The sequence below is a fragment of the Cupriavidus oxalaticus genome (assembly GCF_004768545.1).
GTDB classification, from domain to species: Bacteria; Pseudomonadota; Gammaproteobacteria; order Burkholderiales; family Burkholderiaceae; genus Cupriavidus; species Cupriavidus oxalaticus_A.
The window spans coordinates 1,040,823-1,058,002 of record NZ_CP038635.1 but is presented as its reverse complement, the minus strand read 5'-3'; the positions used below and the strand labels follow the sequence as shown (position 1 = coordinate 1,058,002).

Sequence of the window (17,180 nt, the reverse complement as noted above, 5' to 3'; positions counted from 1 at the left end):
AGCCCGGTTTTCCAGAGTCCGCCCCCATGCCCGCACAACTGCTATCCGAACGCGTCGACTCGACGCTGGTCCTGACCATCTCGAACCCGGAGGCGCGCAACGCGCTGCACCCGGACATTTATGCGGGCTCCAAGGCGGCGCTGGACGCGGCCGCCGCCGACGATACGATCCGCGCGGTGATCTTCACCGGCGCCGACGGCATGTTCTGCGCCGGCGGCAACCTGAACCGGCTGCTGGGCAACCGCAGCCAGCCGCCCGAGGTGCAGGCCGCCAGCATCGAGGTGCTGAACGGCTTTATCCGCTCGCTGCACGCCTTTCCCAAGCCGATCATCGCGGCGGTGGAAGGCGCGGCCGCGGGCGCGGGCCTGTCGCTGGTGCTGGCGTGCGACTTCGTGGTCGCGGCCAGCGACGCCAAGTTCGTGATGGCCTACGTCTCGGTCGGCCTCACGCCCGACGGCGGCGGCTCGTACGAACTGGCGCGCGCCCTGCCGCGCCAGCTCGCCAGCGAGATGATGATGGAAGGCAAGCCCGTCAGCGGCGAGCGGCTGGCCCAGTTCGGTCTCGTCAACCGCGTCACGCCGCCGGGCGAGGCGCTGGCCGAGTCGCTGCGCCTTGCCGCAGGGCTGGCCAGGCAATCGCCGCATGCGGTCGGCCGCATCAAGGGCCTGATCAACTATGCGGCCACGGCTTCGCTCGACGAACACTTGCTGGCCGAGCGCGACAATTTTGTAGCCGCGCTGCATCACCCGGATGGCGGCGAAGGCATCAGCGCCTTCCTTGAAAAGCGCAAGCCGCAGTACCGCTGACGGACCCGGACGGGCGGCTGCCCGTCTTCATGGCAATCCCGCGGCAGACGGGCAGGCCAGCTACAACACAAGGAGACAACGCATGGAATTGCCGCCGTCCTCGCGTCGCCGCATCTACCTGATGCGGCACGGTGCCGTCTCGTATTTCGATGAAGCCGGGCGCCCTGCCCTGCCGGAGATGGTGCCGCTCAACGAAACCGGCCGCATGCAGGCCACGGCCGCCGGACGCGCCTTTGCCGCGGAGCAGATCCGCTTCGACCGCGTCATCGTCAGCGGCCTGCCGCGCACCGTGGAGACCGCCGAGCGCGTGCTGGCCGAACTGCCCGACATGGACGGCGTGGTGCCCGAAGTCTGGCCCGAATTCCAGGAGATCCGCGGCGGCGATCTGTCCGCGATCGCCGACGCCGACCTGCGCGACGCCTTCGTCGGCGCCTTCGAAGGCGAGGTGCCGGAAGACAAGCGCTTCCTCAACGGCGAGACCATCGGCGCCTTTCTCGACCGCGTGCTGCCCGGGCTGGATCGCCTGCGCGAAGACCCGGAATGGGATACCGTGCTGATGGTGCTGCACGGCGGCACCAACCGCGCCATCCTGTCGCAGGCCATCACCTGCGGGCGGCGCGTGCTGTTCGGCTCGCTGCTGCAGACGGCGGGCTGCATCAATGTGCTCGACATGGGCGACGGCCCGCTCGACTGGGTGGTCCGCATGACCAACTACTCGCCGCCCACGCCCGTCCACAGCGGCTCGCGCCACACCACCATGGAAGTGCTGCTGCACCAGTATTTGCGCGGACGCCAGCCGGCCGCCTGAGTCACCCCAGCCATCCAACCGAACCCGAACAGAAAACCAACGGAGACAGCATGACGAGCAACGTATCGCACTTCGAGGGCACGCGCCCGGTGGCAGACCAGCAACGCTTCGACACCGGCGCGCTGGAAGCCTGGATGCGCCAGCACGTGGAGGGCTTTGCCGGCCCGCTGACCGTCGAGCAATTCAAGGGCGGACAGTCCAACCCGACCTTCAAGCTGGTCACGCCGGGCCAGACCTATGTGATGCGCGCCAAGCCCGGCCCCAAGAGCAAGCTGCTGCCGTCAGCGCATGCCATCGAGCGCGAATACCGCGTGATGGCCGCCCTCGCCGGCACCGACGTGCCGGTGGCGCGCATGTACGCGCTGTGCGAAGACGAATCGGTAATTGGCCGGGCCTTCTACATCATGGAATTCGTCGCCGGCCGGGTGCTGTGGGACCAGTCGTTGCCCGGCATGGACAATGCCGAGCGCAGTGCCATCTATGACGAGATGAATCGCGTCATCGCCGCGCTGCATACCGTCGACTACAACGCCATCGGGCTGGGGGACTACGGCAAGCCCGGCAACTACTTCCAGCGCCAGATCGAGCGCTGGACCAAGCAATACAAGCTGTCGGAGACCGAGTCGATCCCGGCCATGGATGCGCTGATGGACTGGCTGCCGCAGCATATTCCCCAGGAAGACGCGGACCTGACGTCGATCGTGCATGGCGACTACCGGCTCGACAACCTGATGTTCCACCCCACCGAGCCGCGCGTGCTGGCGGTGCTGGATTGGGAACTGTCCACGCTGGGGCATCCGATGGCGGATTTCAGCTACCACTGCATGAGCTGGCATATCGCACCGGGGCAGTTCCGCGGGATTGCGGGGCTGGACTATGCGGGGCTGGGGATTCCTGACGAGGCGACGTATCGCCGCATGTACGAGCAGCGCACCGGGCGTGCGATCACTGGTGACTGGAATTTCTATCTTGCCTTCAGCATGTTCCGTATTGCCGGGATTCTGCAGGGGATCATGAAGCGCGTGGTGGATGGAACGGCTTCGTCGGCGCAGGCTACGGATGCGGGTAAGCGGGCGCGGCCGATGGCGGAGATGGGGTGGGAGTATGCGAGGAAGGCTGGGGGGTAAGGAAATAGTTATGCTCGGGCATCTTGGTCGCTAGCCGTTGAACCGCTGTTGTCGCTGATGGTGACATGTTATCGGCCGTTGCTGCGTCGCTGTCGCTGTTGGTGACATGCTGTCGGCCGTTGATGCGTCGCTGTCGCTGATGGTGACATGTTATCGGCCGTTGCTGCGTCGCTGTCGCTGTTGGTGACATGCTGTCGGCCGTTGAACCGCCTGGTTCCGCCCTCCTGGGCGGGTCACTTTTTGGCCGAGCGCCAAAAAGTAACCAAAAAACGCGTCGCCTGAGCGGCTGGCTATCAAGTTGGCGGCGTGGGTGGTTCGGCCGGCGGTGATTTCCGTTTGGGCTTCGTCGCCGTTCGAGCCTGCTAACGCCAGGTGAGTTAGGGATAGTGCCTGGCGTTAATCGACTATTGAACGATCCCCATGCCGGGCGTAGGCAACCTGCTGCATGCCATATCGGTGGGACGCCTTCGGCTGCGCTGCGCGCGGACCCTAATGTGGCAGAGCGCCGATCTCGCCCTGGCCATTGCCGTCGCCGCCCAGCGAGCGCAGCGATGCGGGTTCGGGCCAGGACACCTCACCCGCGAGACTGAGCCGCGCGCAGCGCAGCCGTAGGCGATGATGCGATACCGCAGGGAGCAGGCGGCCTACACCCGTCCTGGGGATAGTTCAAAAGTGGGGATTCGTCAGGCACCCACACTCACTCACCTGGCGTAGCAGGCGGGCATCGCGACCACGCTTCACTGAGACCAACGCCGCCCATATAGCCAGAAGCGCCAAATTGGCTCAGCCAGCCGCAGGCGACGCGCTTTTTGGTTACTTTTTGGCGCTCGGCCAAAAAGTGACCCGCCCAGGAGGGCGGAACCAGGCGGTTCAACGGCCGACAGCATGTCACCAACAGCGACCACGATAGCACGCTGAAAACCGCCCCCTTAATCCCCCACCGCCACCCCCTCCCTCCGCGGATCCGCCCCACCCGCCCAAACGACCTTCCCATCTGGCCCCTGCCGACGCACGATAGCCTGCGTGCCGCTGGTCATCTCAATCTCGGCAACCTGATGCCCGCGCTGCTGCAGCGCCTGCACCAGCCCCGGCGACACCAGCCCCTTCTCCACTTCAGTAGGCCCATTGCGGCTGCCGAAGTTACCCATGCCGATCGCAGCCTGCGGATCCATATTCCAGTCCAGCATCCCGACCAGCGTCTTGGACACATACTCGATGATCTGTGAGCCGCCGGGCGAACCCACCGTGGCCACGAGCTGCCCGGTCTGGCGGTCAAACACCAGCGTTGGCGCCATCGACGAACGCGGCCGCTTGCCCGGCTCGACACGGTTGGCCACCGGCTTGCCATTCTCGCTCGGCAAGAACGAGAAGTCGGTCAGCTGGTTGTTCAGCATGAACCCACGCACCATCAGATGCGAGCCGAAGTACGACTCGATCGTAGTGGTCATCGAGATCGCGCCGCCGCGGTCATCGACCGCGACGATCTGCGAGGTGGACATGCGCGGCGGCGAGCGGTCCGGGGCATACGCCACCGCAGGGCCCGGCGGCACGCCCGGCTGCGCCTTGCCCATGCTCTTGTCGCCGATCAGCTCGGCGCGCGACGCGAGGTAGTTCGGGTTGACCAGGCCGGCCACGTCGATCTGCACGAAATCGGCATCCGCCACGTAGAGGCCGCGGTCGGCATAGGCCAGGCGGTCGGCTTCGGAAATAGCGTGGACCGCGTCCGGATTGGCTTCCACCTGCGCGGGCGTGTTGACGTTTTGCGGCTTGAGCGCTGCCAGCGCGTACTTGGGATTCTTGGTCTCCAGCGCCTGCAGCGTGCCCAGGATCTGCGCAATCGCGATACCGCCCGATGACGGCGGCGGCATGCCGCAGATCTTCCAGCGCTTGTAGTCGGTGCAGACCGGCACGCGCTGCTTGGCCCGGTAATCGCGCAGGTCAGCCATCGACAGCGAGCCCCGGTTGGCACTGCCGTTGACCTTGGCGACGATGTCCTGCGCGATCGGGCCACCGTACAGCACACCCGCGCCGCGCCGCGCAATATCGCGCAGCGTCTGTGCGAGCCTGGGGTTCTTCAGCACCGTGCCGGCCGGCTTGGGCTTGCCCTGCGCATCGAGGAAATACGCGGCCATCTCCGGCGAGTTGGCCAGGAACTTGTCGGCCGCCACCTGGGTGTACAGGCGCTGCGAGATCGGAAAGCCCTTCTCCGCCAGCGAGATCGCCGGCTCGAACAGCTTGGCCCAAGGCAGGCGCCCGTGCTGCCGGTGCGCCATCTCCAGCGCGCGCATCACGCCCGGCGTGCCGACCGAACGCCCGCCAATCTGTGCCTCGCTGAATTCCATCGGCTTGCCGTCGGTGCGCATGAACAGGTTTTCGGTGGCACCCGCGGGTGCGGTCTCGCGGCCGTCAAAAGCCTGCACGCGCTTGCCGTCCCAGTACATGATGAAGGCGCCGCCACCGATGCCGGTGGCTTGCGGCTCGACCAGCGTCAGCACGGCCTGCATGGCGATGGCGGCATCGATCGCCGAGCCGCCCTGGCGCAGCATGGCGCGCCCGGCCTCGCTGGCCAGCGGATTGGCCGCTGCGGCCATATGGCGCTGCGCATAGACCGTCGACATGCCGGCGCGGTAGCCGGAAGCAACCTCCGGGGCAGGCGGCATGGGTGCCGCGGGCGCCGCCGCGGCCGGGGCGGCAGCTGGCTCAGCCGTTGCGGCGGGCGTCCCTGTCCCTCCGCCCTGCGTTCCACACGCGCCAAGCAGCGCAGCCGTAGTCAGGGCCAGCGTGCTGCGCCACACCATCGAATCGAGGTCAAAGCGGGCCATGCGATGTCTCCTGGGGAAGGAATCAGGCGATTGTAGTGGCGATCGCCGCATGCGGGGGTGGGGCGAAGTCTGATTTCCGTCACCTGACAGAGCGTGCAGCGAAAAAAACCGGAGGGTTTAACCCCGCCGGCTACCGTGCGCCGTTTCATGGACAGGCCTCCACGGCGTCCCGCCAGCGGCCCACCAGGAGAACAACATGCAACTTCACGCTCCGGTCGTGACCACCGTTGGCGCCCGGCGGACCCGGGCCGCAGCTGCCTGCTGCGCAACCGCGCTGGCACTGGCGCTGTCGGCCTGCGGCGGGCATTCGCCTGCGCTGACGCAGGCGCCGCAATCCGCTCCGCCGGTCCCGACCCCGGCCCCGGCGCCCGCGCCGGTCCTGGACCACGCCGCCGAAGTGGCCAAGGCCGCAAATGCCGCGCCCGCGGCCGAAATGCGCGCCATCGCACCCCGTGCACCGCTGGCCATGCCGCGACCCTACCACCTGCCGCCACCCCAGGCCGCGGACCGCGAGCGCTACGGCCAGATCGAAGAGAACGGCGTCAAACTGGTCGCGCAGGCCCCGGTATCCACCTTCAGCATCGATGTCGACACCGGCAGCTACAGCAATATGCGCCGCCTGCTCAATGCCGGCCGCCTGCCTCCCGCCGATGCCGTGCGCGTGGAGGAATTGCTGAACTACTTCCCGTACGACTACGCCCAGCCCGCCGACGGCCGGCCCTTCGCCGTGCATACCGCGCTCGCGCCCGCGCCCTGGCATCCGTCCAACGTGCTGCTGCGCATCGGCATCAAGGGCAAGGACATCGCCAGCGGCGCGCTGCCGCCGGCCAACCTGGTGTTCCTGGTCGACGTGTCGGGGTCGATGGACTCGCCCGACAAGCTGCCGCTGCTCAAGTCGTCGCTGAAGCTGCTGGTGAACAAGCTGCGCGCGCAGGACCGCATCACGCTGGTCACCTATGCCAGCGGCACCCGCGTGGCGCTGCCGCCTACGCCGGGCAGCGACAAGGCCGCAATCAGCGCCGCCATCGACCAGTTGGTGGCCGGCGGCAGCACCGCTGGCGCCAGCGGCATCGCGCTGGCCTACCAGGCCGCGCAGCAGGGCTTTATTGCGGGCGGGATCAACCGGGTGCTGCTGGCCACCGACGGCGATTTCAATGTCGGCGTCACCGACTTCCGGCAGCTCAAGGGCATGGTCGAGGAAAAGCGCAAGTCCGGCGTGTCGCTGTCGACGCTGGGCTTCGGCACCGGCAACTACAACGAGCAGTTGATGGAGCAGCTGGCCGATGCCGGCGACGGTGCGTACTCGTATATCGACAACCTGATGGAAGGCAACAAGGTGCTGGCCAACGAGATGAGCTCGACACTGGCCACCATCGCGCGCGACGTGAAGATCCAGGTGGAATTCAACCCGGCGACGGTGAAGGAATACCGGCTGATCGGCTACGAAAACCGCATGCTGGCGCGCGAGGATTTCAACAACGACAAGGTCGACGCCGGCGACATCGGCGCGGGCCATACGGTGACCGCGCTGTACGAGCTGACGCTGGCCGGCCAGCCCGGGCTGGTCGATCCGCTGCGCTACCAGCCCCCCGCGCCCACCGCGCCCACCACGCCCACCGGGCCCGCATCCGGCCGCGACGGCGAACTGGCGCATGTGAAGCTGCGCTACAAGCTGCCTGCGGCCAGCACCAGCCAGCTGATGGATATCGCCGTGGCGCGGCAGGCGATCCGGCCCCTGGCCCAGGGCGACGACGACTTCCGCTTCGCCGCCGCCGTCGCCGGCTTCGGCCAGGCGCTGCGCGGCGGCAAGCACACCGGCAACTGGGGCTACGCCGAGGCGCACGCGCTGGCGCAGGGCGCGCGCGGCGCCGACCGCTTCGGCTACCGCGGCGAATTCCTCAAGCTGGTCGACCTGGCGCAAAGCCTGGCCACCAGCAAGCCGGGAGATGCGGCTGGCGCGGTTCCCGAGCGTGCGGCGCGCTGACAACGTCCCGGCGCAGGGCAGCGCAGCGCTTGGCTGCCCCGCCCTGCGCTCTCCTATACTCGGGCGCATGCAGGCTCCAGACCCCGCCCCCCCTCGCCCACTGGCACCATTGGCCCCGTTGGCCCCGTTGGCCCCGTTGGCCGCGCTGCCGGACCAGGACCTGATGCTGCTGGTCGCTTCGGGCATCATCGAGCAACCCATCGCCGAACTGTTCCGCCGCCATAATGCCGGCCTCTACAACTACGTGGCGTGGCTGTGCCAGGGCAACACCGGCGAGGCCGAGGACATCGCGCAGAAGGCCTGGATCAAGCTGATGACGCGCTGCGGCGACTACCAGCCAGCCGCGGCGTTCCGCACCTTCCTGTACCAGATCGCGCGCAATGCCTGGCTCGACCAGATGCGCAGCGCGGATGTGCGCCAGCGCCACGACACGGACGACGGCGAGCCGCCGGAGCTGCCCGCCGATGACCTGTCGCCGGAAGCCGAGCTGCAGTTGCGGCAGCATGCGCACCACGTCCACCGCGCACTGCTGCAACTGCCGGCGGCACAGCGCGAGGTGGTGGTGCTGCGCTTCTTCAGCGACATGAGCGTCGAGGATATCGCGCAGATGCTGGGCGAGAAGTTCGAAACGGTGAAGAGCCGGCTGCGCTACGCCTTCGCGCGGTTGCGTGCCGAGCTGGCGGGCGGCGTCCCGGGCGCGCGGGAGCGTGGGCCATGAGCGCCGCCGACCGCTTCATCGACGGGCAGGACCGGCTTGCCGCGTTGCTGAAGGAATTGCCCGCCTACATGCCACCGGAGCGGCTGGCCGCCGCCGTGCAAGCGGCGGCGCACGCGGCCCAGCAGGAAGCGGACGCGCGCCGCGCCGGCACCCTGCCATTCGGCCTGCCATTTGCCGCGCCGCCGGGGCTGGCGTCCGCGGTGCTGGAAGAAGCCGCGCGGCTGCAGGCAGCGCAGGCGGGCCGGCGCGATGCGGTGCTGGCCGGCATCGCTGCGGGCCAGCCGGCGGCGCAGGCGCTGGGTGCGCCTGTCAGCGATGCCACGCGCGACTGGCTGGCGGCGCAGGCGCGCAGCGCTGCCGCCGCGCAGGCAGTCGAAGGGGCGAAGCACGCCGGACGAACAGAACAGGCACGAACGGCACGCGCACGCCGCTGGTGGCGCTCACTCGGTGCGGTAGCCAGCGTAGCGGCCGTGGCCGGGCTGACCACCAGCATCGTGCTGCGGCAGATCGACGAAGGCGCCTTGCAACCGGCCACCGGCGTCGCAGTCGGCGAGGCTGCGGCACCGGCGGCCGGGGACGCTCCTGCGTCAACGCATGAAGCACCCGTCGCCGCTCCGGCGAACCCCGCCCCGCCAGTGCCCAAGGCCTCTTCGTCGGTATCGCGGGAGCAACGGCAGGAACGCGAAGCCACCCCGCGCCAGCGCGCGCAGCCGCCCGCCGAGCGCAAGGCGACGCCACGCGGCGAAACGCGGGCCATGCCCGCCCCAGCCCCAGCCCCAGCCCCAGCCCCAGCCACCGACAGCTTGCCGCCACAGGCTCCCGCCGTCGCAGCGGCTCCGCCAATGCCCGCGTACTCCGCCATGGCGGAATCCGCGCCTGCTCCGGCGGCACCACCCTCACCGCCCTCACCGCCGGCGGCAGCCGCCCCGCGTGCCGATTTCGCGCGCAAAGCCGCCCCGCCGCTGGCAGCGGCGCGCGCACCCGCTGCCGCCGCGGCGATGGTCGTGTCGGTACAGGAGGATCCCGCGGCGATCGCGGCGCGCATGCAGGCAACCATGCCGCTCGGCGTATGGGCAGCGGAACCGGACAACGCGGAAATCAGGGAATGGGTGGAACGGCTGTGGCAGTCGCTGCCGGCGGGGCAGCGCCCACCGTTGCCGTACGCGGTGCAGCCTGACCGCACGCTGGCGCCGGGCCAGGTACGCATCGGGCTGCAGCACCGCGCGCCGCAGTGAGCGCGGCGGTGCCTGGTTGGTCGGGGAAGATCAGCGCGTGGTGAACGACCAGGCCAGGTCCACCGGCTGCGAACCCAGCCGGCCGGTCACGCGCACGTTGTAGCGCTGGCCGCTCGCCAGCGGTGCCACCGGCGTGCAGATCGCCAACCCGCGCGCGGCGCTGGACAGGCCCGACGAACGGCTGTCGACCTTCAGGCAATTGACGCTGGCGCCTTGCGCGTCGGTGATGGCGAAGTTGTCGGCATCGAACTGCAGCGAGGTGTTGATCGCCTGCAGCGAGACCGGGTAGCCCACGGTCTTGCCTTCGTAGCCCGGCGCCGGGTTGGGGCTTTCGGAGTTGACCCAGCTCGCCGGCACATCGGCCTGGCCGTTGAACGGGTAAGCCACCATCTGGTTGTCGCTGCCGCCCTTGGACGCATCCGCCAGGTCGATGGTCTGGTAGTAGCTCGCCGAGGTGCCGCTGCCGTTCGGGCCCACGCTTTCGGCAAAGCCGCTGCCGGCCGAGCCGTAGCTGCCGAGCAGCGCGGCGCGATGGAACGGTGCGTTGATCAGGTCGGAGACCAGCGCATCCTTGGGCGTCATCGACAGGTTGGCGTTGGCCACCGAGGTCCAGCGATTGGCACCGGCCACCACTTCCGCGGTGGCATTGGTCGGATAGGCAGCCTGGATGCGCTCGTTCGGCGTGGCACCGGTATAGCCAGGCTTGCCGCTGACTTCGTCGTGCGTCAGCGTGGCGTTGGCCAGCATGTATGCCGTGTGGTTCTGCGCCACGGTGTTGAGCGGGTCGCGCGCGGCCAGCGGCGGCAGGCCGACCTGCTCGCGGCGGTAGTTGGCGTAGCACAGGCCCGCACTGCGCGGTTCGTCGAGCACGCGGTAGTTGCTGACCGCGCTGCCGCGCGGCGGCAACAGCGTGATGCCGCTGCCTGCCGCGGGCGCCGGTGCCGCACCGCTGACGGTGTAGCAGCCGCCGGCCGTGGTCGGCGTGGAAGACGTCGAGCCAGGCGTCGAGCCAGGGCTCGTGCTGGACTGGGTGCCGGATTGCGAGGAGCCCTGCGGCGTGCCGGCGGACGTGCCGCCGCTGCCGCCGTCCCCACCGCCGCCACAAGCGGACAGGGCCAGCACGGCAGCGGCGCAGAGGCCGGTCAGGGTGAACGTGGTGTGCCGCGCGCGTCGCGGCAGCGTCGGTTGGCAATCAGCAAGCAAGCGTGTCCCGGTCATCGGTCTGGATGTGTCGTAGTCGTGGAATAAGGCATCTGCCTGAGGGATCCGCACGCGCGGACGACCGACGCGTGAGGCGCCGGAGGCAGAAAGACCGGTCGATGGTATGAGCGTGACCCGGCAGGGTCTAGCGTGCGAACAAATGCTTACGTGTGAACCGCGCGCGGAGCACGGGGGCGGCGTCCGGCGCACGTTGAGGCAACCAGCATGCGGCGCGCACTCCGCTTAGCCAGCAGGCGTCACATCGGCGGTACCGCCACCGAGCGATGTCATCACCGCCATCAATTGCTCGCGCAGCCACCTGTTGGCGCCATCGTTCTCGCCGCCCGCATGCCAGTACAGGTGCAGTTCCAGCGTCGGCACCTTGAACGGCAGGGACAGCAACCGGTTGGCGTAAGGCTCGTTAGCGATGCGCGCATAGCGCAGCGGCAGCGTGGCCAGCAGATCGGTGCAGCTGACCACGCGGCATGCGGCGGCATAGTGCTGGCAGCGCAGCCTCACGCGCCGCGTCAAACCCATGCGGTGCAGCGCCTGGTCTTCCAGCCCCGCGCCGCGGCGGCGCGATGACACGTGCACGTGCTCGGCCGCCAGGTAGCGCTCCAGCGTCAGCTCCTTCTTCACCAGCGGATGATCGCGGCGTGCCAGCACCACCATCGGGTCGTTCATGAACGGCGCGTGGTGGATGGCCGGCGACACCGGCAGCAGGATATCGATCGCGGTGTCGATGGTCCCCGCCAGCAGCTCGGACTCCATCTCGCGCCGGTCAAAGCGGATCGCGGCGATTTCCACGTGTGGCGCCATCGCCGTCACCCGCGCCATCAGCGGCGGCAGCAGCGTCGATTCGAGCGCGTCGCGCATGCCGATGGTGAAGCGCCGCACCGTATTGGTGGGATCGAAGTGCGGCGTATCCTGCAGCGTCCGGGCAAACGACTGCAGCGCGCCGCGCACCTCGCCGGCCAGCGAACGGGCCAGCGGCGTGGGCGCCATGCCCTGCCCGCGCCGCTCGAACAGCGGGTCGTCGAACAGCGTGCGCAGCCGCCCCAGCGCATGGCTGACAGCCGGCTGCGTCAGATTGAGCTGGCGCGCGGCCGCGGTGATGCTGCCTTCGCTGTAGATGGCGTCGAACACCACGAAGAGATTGAGGTCGATGCGGGAGAGCTGCATGGCAGCGATTCTGTCATGGAATGCAGGGAATTGATACTGCCAAATCCAGAAAATTCATTTTTCTAATTACCAGCTTTCAGATAGAGTGCATTGCATCGGCGAAGTCTGCCCGAACGACGAAGCCAACCAGCGCCGTTGCCCGCCGTTGCCAATGCGCGGCGCCCATCGATCCGTAGCGAGGAGACCACATGGATTTCGAGTACAGCCCGAAGGTCAAGGAAATGCAGGCCAAGCTGCTGGCCTTCTTCGACAAGCACATCTATCCGAACGAGAAGCGCTTCGCCGAGGAGATCGACGCGAACCGCCGCGCCGGCAACGCCTGGGTCCCGACCAAGGTGATCGAGGAGCTCAAGCCGCTGGCGCGCGAAGCCGGCCTGTGGAACCTGTTCCTGCCGCGCTCGCCGCGTGCGCCGCAGGGCCTGTCCAACCTGGAATACGCCACGCTGTGCGAGATCATGGGCCGGGTGCCCTGGTCCGCCGAGGTCTTCAACTGCGCCGCGCCCGACACCGGCAACATGGAGACGCTGGAGCGCTATGCCTCCGAGGAACTGAAGGACAAGTGGCTGGAGCCGCTGCTCGCCGGCGAGATCCGCTCGGCCTTCCTGATGACCGAGCCGGCGGTGGCCTCGTCGGACGCCACCAACATCGAATGCCGCATCGAGCGCGATGGCGACCACTACGTCATCAACGGCACCAAGTGGTGGTCCTCGGGCGCCGGCGACCCGCGCTGCAAGGTCTACATCGTGATGGGCAAGACCAATCCCGACGCCGGCCGCCATGAGCAGCAGTCGATGGTCGTGGTGCCGGCCGACACCCCGGGCATCACCATCAAGCGCTTCCTGCCGGTGTTCGGCTACGACGACGCGCCGCACGGCCACATGGAGATCGAGCTGAAGAACGTGCGCGTGCCGGTCTCGAACATCCTGCTGGGCGAAGGCCGCGGCTTCGAGATCGCGCAGGGCCGCCTCGGCCCGGGCCGCATCCACCACTGCATGCGCAGCATCGGCGTCGCCGAGCGCGCGCTGGAACTGCTGTGCAAGCGTGCGCTGTCGCGCGTGGCGTTCGGCAAGCCGGTGGCCAGCCAGGGCGTGACCCAGGAACGCATCGCCGAAGCGCGCTGCGAGATCGAGATGGCGCGCCTGCTGACGCTCAAGGCCGCGTACATGATGGACACTGTCGGCAACAAGGTGGCCAAGGCCGAGATCGCGATGATCAAGGTGGTGGCACCGAACGTGGCGCTGAAGGTAATCGACTGGGCCATCCAGGTGCATGGCGCCGCCGGTGTTTCCAGCGACTTCCCGCTGGCCAACTGGTGGGCGCACCAGCGCACGCTGCGCCTGGCCGACGGCCCGGACGAGGTGCACCGCAACGCCATCGCCAAGCTGGAACTGGCCAAGCACATGAACGTGAACCCGGACAGCATCAAGATGCCGGTGGCGCGCGGCTTCTGAGCGCCCGGCCGGGCGCTGGCGCTTCGTGCGCCGGCCCCGGGAATGCTCGCCCCTGACGCCAGTATGGAAACGCGCAGCCAGCCTGCGCGTTTTTTTCTTCTGTGCTTAAATCGCCCGGTTCGCCACGTCAGTGGTTGGCGTGGCAGTCACCACGATCGCAGCCAGGGGAGCCATTGCGATGATCGACGTCTATACCTGGGCAACGCCCAACGGCCACAAAGTCCACATCATGCTTGAGGAATGCGGCCTGGAATACAAGGTCCATCCGATCAACATCGGCGCCGGCGACCAGTTCGGCGACGACTTCCTGAAGATCAGCCCCAACAACAAGATTCCCGCCATCGTCGATCCCGACGGTCCGGACGGCAAGCCGATCTCGCTGTTCGAATCGGGCGCGATCCTGCTGTACCTGGCCGGCAAGACCGGCAAGTTCCTGCCCGAGGACGTGCGCGGCAAGTACGACGCGCTGCAGTGGCTGATGTTCCAGATGGGCGGCGTCGGCCCGATGCTGGGCCAGGCGCACCACTTCCGCATCTACGCGCCGGAGCAGATCGAATACGCGGTCAACCGCTACACCAACGAAGCCAGGCGCCTGTACGGGGTGATCGACACGCAGCTGTCGAAGCACGAATGGCTGGCCGGAGACCAGTACACCATCGCCGACATCGCCACCTTCCCGTGGCTGCGCAGCTGGCAGAACCAGGGCGTCGAGCTGGACGAATACCCGAACCTGAAGCGCTGGTTCAACGAGATCGCCGAGCGTCCCGCGGTCAAGCGCGGGGTCGAGGTGCTGGCCAGCGCGCGCAGGGCGCTGCAGGACGACAAGGCGCGCGAGGTCCTGTTCGGCGCCACTCAGTACAAGCGGCACTGAGTGCCGGCCCGGGCATGGCCCCGGGCCGCCGCGGTGTTCAGGCCGCCACCAGTGCCGGCATGCTGGCATGCCCCCTGGCCAGCCCGCCGGTGCACCGCGCGGCCTGGCCGTTCCCGTCTTCGTTTTCGTTTCCGCCTGCGCGGTCGTTCCCGCCTTCGCTCTGGTTCCCGCGCCCGGCCGACGGTCCGAAGCAGCACAGCAGGCCAGTGCCAGGCATGAGCACGTGGAGACGACAGGGTTCATTCGCATCCGGCGCGTAAAGCGCGCCGGGCTGCAGGAACGCCGCCTCGTCAGCCTCGTCCGCCGCCGCAGACTCCGTCCCGCGCCAGTACAACCCCGCAGCACCGCGATAGCACAGCGCCCAGCGCAAGCCGCTCGCGCGCAGCCGCTGCGCCCAGTCGCCACTCGTGTCATCGAGCTGGACGAACCCAGGCCGCATGCCTGACGGGCCTTGCAGCGCGCCTCCGCCCCGGGCTGCGCCGGCCATGCCGTCAGGGTCGTCCGCACCCACCTCCCCCAGCTTGCAGCCACGCGCGCCAGCGGACAGCGACACCGGCGCCGCGGCGGCGTCCTGCGCCACCGCGCGCACCAGGATCGTATCGACCGTCGCGCGGACCTGCATCGGCACGCCGGTGGCAGGCGCGAACAACTCGCCGCCGCCCGTCAGCAGGCTGCCGCGCCCGGGCGCCGACACGCGCAGCCCGCCGCGCAGGCAGGCCCACCACTCGGGCCGCTGCGCTGTGAATTCGGGCTGGGCCTCTCCAGCGCGGAGAAAGACGTAGTCGCAGGTTTCGCCAAGCCCCGCCGTGGCAGGCAGCAAGCGCGACTGGAAACCGATGGTCAGGTCCGCCACCGCATGGTGGCCGGATGGGAAGGCGCGCATCCGCGCCTCGAACAGCGTGAAGATCTGCATGGTAATTCCCTGAGCGGGGCGACAGGATGCGGTCATCCTGTCCGCGCAATGCGGCGCCCGCGCGAAAGCGTCGCGCCGGCATCGCACATTGGTCCCGTCTGGCACGGCCATGCAAGCCGCCCGATGTCATGCCATCGTGCCGCGCCATATGCACTGGCGCATCCCTTATTCCGCGGATCGGGCATCGATAGTGAGGGGGAGAATAAGTTGTCGTGGCCTCAAGGTCAAACCCTTAGCCTCAGAACACTCTGAACTTCCTACGATCCCATGACTACTCGAAATCTCAGACTTTTCGGATTGCATCTCGCCTGGCTGCGCAAGCAGCGCGGCTGGTCCCAGGAAACGCTGTCGCTCGAAAGCGGTCTGGCGCGCTCCTACCTGAGCGGCATCGAAGGGGGCAAGCGCAACCTGGCGCTGATCAACATCTGCACGCTGGCCGAGACCCTTGCGGTCCCGCCATCCGAAATGCTGGACTTCGCCCGCCACGATGTCAGCGAGTTGCAGGTGGAGCAGCCGCCGATGCCCTACGGCAACCGGCAGCAGGCAGCCATCGAAGCCACCGTCCGCCATATGGCCGAACTCAACGAGCCCGAGTTGAACCTGGTGGCGGCGGTTGCGCGGGCGCTGGCGGGCAAGGGCAGCTTCCGCCCGCCGGTGAGCTATGTCAAACCCGGCGCCAGGGCCGCCGCGGGCGACGTCGAGTCCTAGACGCCGAGCATGCCCTGCCGTTCGATGAAGCGGATCACTTCGTCCAGGCCCTGTCCGGACTTGACGCTGCCCATCACGAATGGCCGGGCGCCGCGCATCTTGCGGGCATCGCTCTCCATCACTTCCAGGGACGCGCCGACGTACGGCGCGAGGTCTGTCTTGTTGATCACCAGCAGGTCGGACTTGGTAATGCCAGGGCCGCCCTTTCTCGGAATTTTCTCACCGCCGGCTACGTCGATCACGTAGATCGTCAGATCAGAAAGTTCTGGGCTGAAAGTTGCTGCGAGGTTGTCGCCGCCGGACTCGATGAACACCACGTCGGCATCCGGGAATCTCGCCAGCATGCGGTCCACCGCTTCCAGGTTGATCGACGCATCCTCGCGGATGGCGGTGTGCGGGCAGCCGCCGGTTTCCACGCCCATGATGCGTTCGGCTGGCAACGCGCCGGAGATCGTCAGCAGGCGCTGGTCTTCCTTGGTGTAGATGTCGTTGGTGATCGCGACCAGGTCATAGCGGTCGCGCATGGCCTTGCACAGCATCTCCAGCAGCGTGGTCTTGCCGGAGCCAACCGGGCCGCCGACGCCGACGCGCAGCGGAGGGTTCTTCTTGGTACGGGCCTGGGTCATGGTGGTTGTGGAATCAGGAACGGAACAGCCGGGAGTACTGCGTTTCGTGTCGTGCGGAAAGCAGGCCCAGCATCGGGGAAAAGGTCGACAGTTGCGGTGGCGTGGAATCGGCACGGCGCGTGGCTTCGTCCACGGTTTCCAGCACCGCCGCGTGAAGACGGCGCAGCATGTGTTGCCCCGCGACCTGGCCGAGCGGCACCGCCTTGATCGCGGCGGCAACCTGGTTCTCGGCCCAGTTGAAGCAATAGGCTGCCAGGCCGTCGCGGGCGTCGACGTCCAGTGCAACGCACGCTGCCGTGAAGGCGGTTGGCAGGCAGACCGGCGATAGCGATGCCAGCGCCTCGCGCAATGCTGGCGTGCCCCACTCCATCTGGCCGATCAGCTTCGACAGCGACCAGCCCATCTGCTCGGTCTCGAGGCGAAGCTCCGAGGTTTCACGGGTGGCGTGGAACCAGTCGTTCCAGGCCTGCACCGCAGCCGTGTCGCCGGCACGCCAGCAGCGATGCAACAGCAGCCACAGCGGCGCTTCGCATTGGGCCTGGACGTGCAGCAGGTTGTCGCGGACCCAGCGCTCGGCCGTCCGGGCATCGTGGATGCTGCCGGCTTCGATCGCGGCTTCAAGGCCTTGCGAATAGCTGAAGCCGCCGATGGGCAAGGCAGGCGATGCGAGATGCAGCAGGGAGATGAGTTGGTGGAGGTTGGTCATCACCGGATCACTGGCTTACCGCC

The 17,180-nt window shown here is 68.1% G+C and carries 15 protein-coding genes; 9 read left to right on the top strand and 6 right to left on the bottom strand.

What is annotated here, in order from left to right:
• Positions 1–26: 26 nt before the first annotated feature.
• The 3 genes from E0W60_RS15720 (at position 27) to E0W60_RS15710 (ending at position 2,741) form a co-directional block, all read left to right on the top strand.
• Positions 27–806, top strand: a complete 780-nt coding sequence (locus E0W60_RS15720) for an oxepin-CoA hydrolase, alternative type (protein WP_133097660.1) — start codon at positions 27–29, stop codon at positions 804–806.
• An 82-nt stretch (positions 807–888) separates the two neighbouring features.
• Positions 889–1,614: a histidine phosphatase family protein gene (locus E0W60_RS15715; protein WP_135704904.1), complete on the top strand. Its 726-nt coding sequence runs from the start codon at positions 889–891 to the stop codon at positions 1,612–1,614.
• Between the two features lie 50 nt (positions 1,615–1,664).
• Positions 1,665–2,741, top strand: coding sequence for a phosphotransferase (locus E0W60_RS15710; protein ID WP_133097658.1), 1,077 nt, complete (start codon positions 1,665–1,667; stop codon positions 2,739–2,741).
• Positions 2,742–3,670: 929 nt separating this feature from the next.
• On the opposite strand, the gene ggt is transcribed toward E0W60_RS15710, so the two are convergent.
• Positions 3,671–5,563, bottom strand: a complete 1,893-nt coding sequence (gene ggt, locus E0W60_RS15705) for a gamma-glutamyltransferase (RefSeq protein ID WP_135704903.1) — start codon at positions 5,561–5,563, stop codon at positions 3,671–3,673.
• Positions 5,564–5,759: 196 nt separating this feature from the next.
• Between ggt and E0W60_RS15700 the strand changes: the two genes are divergently transcribed.
• The 3 genes from E0W60_RS15700 (at position 5,760) to E0W60_RS15690 (ending at position 9,500) form a co-directional block, all read left to right on the top strand.
• Positions 5,760–7,547, top strand: coding sequence for a vWA domain-containing protein (locus E0W60_RS15700; RefSeq protein ID WP_135704902.1), 1,788 nt, complete (start codon positions 5,760–5,762; stop codon positions 7,545–7,547).
• 118 nt (positions 7,548–7,665) lie between these two features.
• On the top strand, positions 7,666–8,265 hold the full coding sequence (locus E0W60_RS15695) for a sigma-70 family RNA polymerase sigma factor (RefSeq protein ID WP_240745941.1): 600 nt from the start codon (positions 7,666–7,668) through the stop codon (positions 8,263–8,265).
• The gene (locus E0W60_RS15690; RefSeq protein WP_135704900.1) at positions 8,262–9,500 is read left to right on the top strand and encodes a hypothetical protein; all 1,239 of its coding nucleotides are present in this window, start codon (positions 8,262–8,264) and stop codon (positions 9,498–9,500) included. The genes E0W60_RS15695 and E0W60_RS15690 overlap by 4 nt, the downstream gene beginning before the upstream one ends.
• A 30-nt stretch (positions 9,501–9,530) precedes the next feature.
• Here the strand turns inward: E0W60_RS15690 and E0W60_RS15685 are convergent, their stop codons facing one another.
• Together E0W60_RS15685 and E0W60_RS15680 are read right to left on the bottom strand one after the other, a co-directional pair.
• The gene (locus E0W60_RS15685; RefSeq protein WP_135704899.1) at positions 9,531–10,718 is read right to left on the bottom strand and encodes a CAP domain-containing protein; all 1,188 of its coding nucleotides are present in this window, start codon (positions 10,716–10,718) and stop codon (positions 9,531–9,533) included.
• A gap of 225 nt (positions 10,719–10,943) precedes the next feature.
• Positions 10,944–11,882: a LysR family transcriptional regulator gene (locus tag E0W60_RS15680; protein ID WP_063241508.1), complete on the bottom strand. Its 939-nt coding sequence runs from the start codon at positions 11,880–11,882 to the stop codon at positions 10,944–10,946.
• A gap of 188 nt (positions 11,883–12,070) precedes the next feature.
• Here E0W60_RS15680 and E0W60_RS15675 point away from each other — a divergent pair, with 188 nt between their 5' ends.
• Together E0W60_RS15675 and E0W60_RS15670 are read left to right on the top strand one after the other, a co-directional pair.
• Positions 12,071–13,333 carry an acyl-CoA dehydrogenase family protein gene (locus tag E0W60_RS15675; RefSeq protein ID WP_133094192.1) on the top strand — a complete coding sequence of 421 codons (1,263 nt, stop codon included), beginning with the start codon at positions 12,071–12,073 and terminating at the stop codon, positions 13,331–13,333.
• Positions 13,334–13,511: 178 nt separating this feature from the next.
• Complete coding sequence (locus E0W60_RS15670; protein WP_133094250.1) at positions 13,512–14,204, top strand: glutathione binding-like protein; 693 nt, start codon at positions 13,512–13,514, stop codon at positions 14,202–14,204.
• Between the two features lie 37 nt (positions 14,205–14,241).
• Here E0W60_RS15670 and E0W60_RS15665 read toward each other — a convergent pair whose 3' ends face one another.
• Positions 14,242–15,117: a hypothetical protein gene (locus E0W60_RS15665; protein WP_135704898.1), complete on the bottom strand. Its 876-nt coding sequence runs from the start codon at positions 15,115–15,117 to the stop codon at positions 14,242–14,244.
• Positions 15,118–15,384: 267 nt separating this feature from the next.
• Between E0W60_RS15665 and E0W60_RS15660 the strand changes: the two genes are divergently transcribed.
• Positions 15,385–15,825 carry a helix-turn-helix domain-containing protein gene (locus tag E0W60_RS15660; RefSeq protein WP_133094190.1) on the top strand — a complete coding sequence of 147 codons (441 nt, stop codon included), beginning with the start codon at positions 15,385–15,387 and terminating at the stop codon, positions 15,823–15,825.
• On the opposite strand, the gene ureG is transcribed toward E0W60_RS15660, so the two are convergent.
• Together ureG and E0W60_RS15650 are read right to left on the bottom strand one after the other, a co-directional pair.
• Positions 15,822–16,451: an urease accessory protein UreG gene (gene ureG / locus E0W60_RS15655; protein WP_013956047.1), complete on the bottom strand. Its 630-nt coding sequence runs from the start codon at positions 16,449–16,451 to the stop codon at positions 15,822–15,824. The genes E0W60_RS15660 and ureG overlap by 4 nt on opposite strands.
• 13 nt (positions 16,452–16,464) lie before the next feature.
• A complete protein-coding gene (locus E0W60_RS15650; RefSeq protein ID WP_135704897.1) occupies positions 16,465–17,157 on the bottom strand; it encodes an urease accessory protein UreF in 693 nt (230 codons plus the stop codon).
• Positions 17,158–17,180 lie beyond the last annotated feature (23 nt).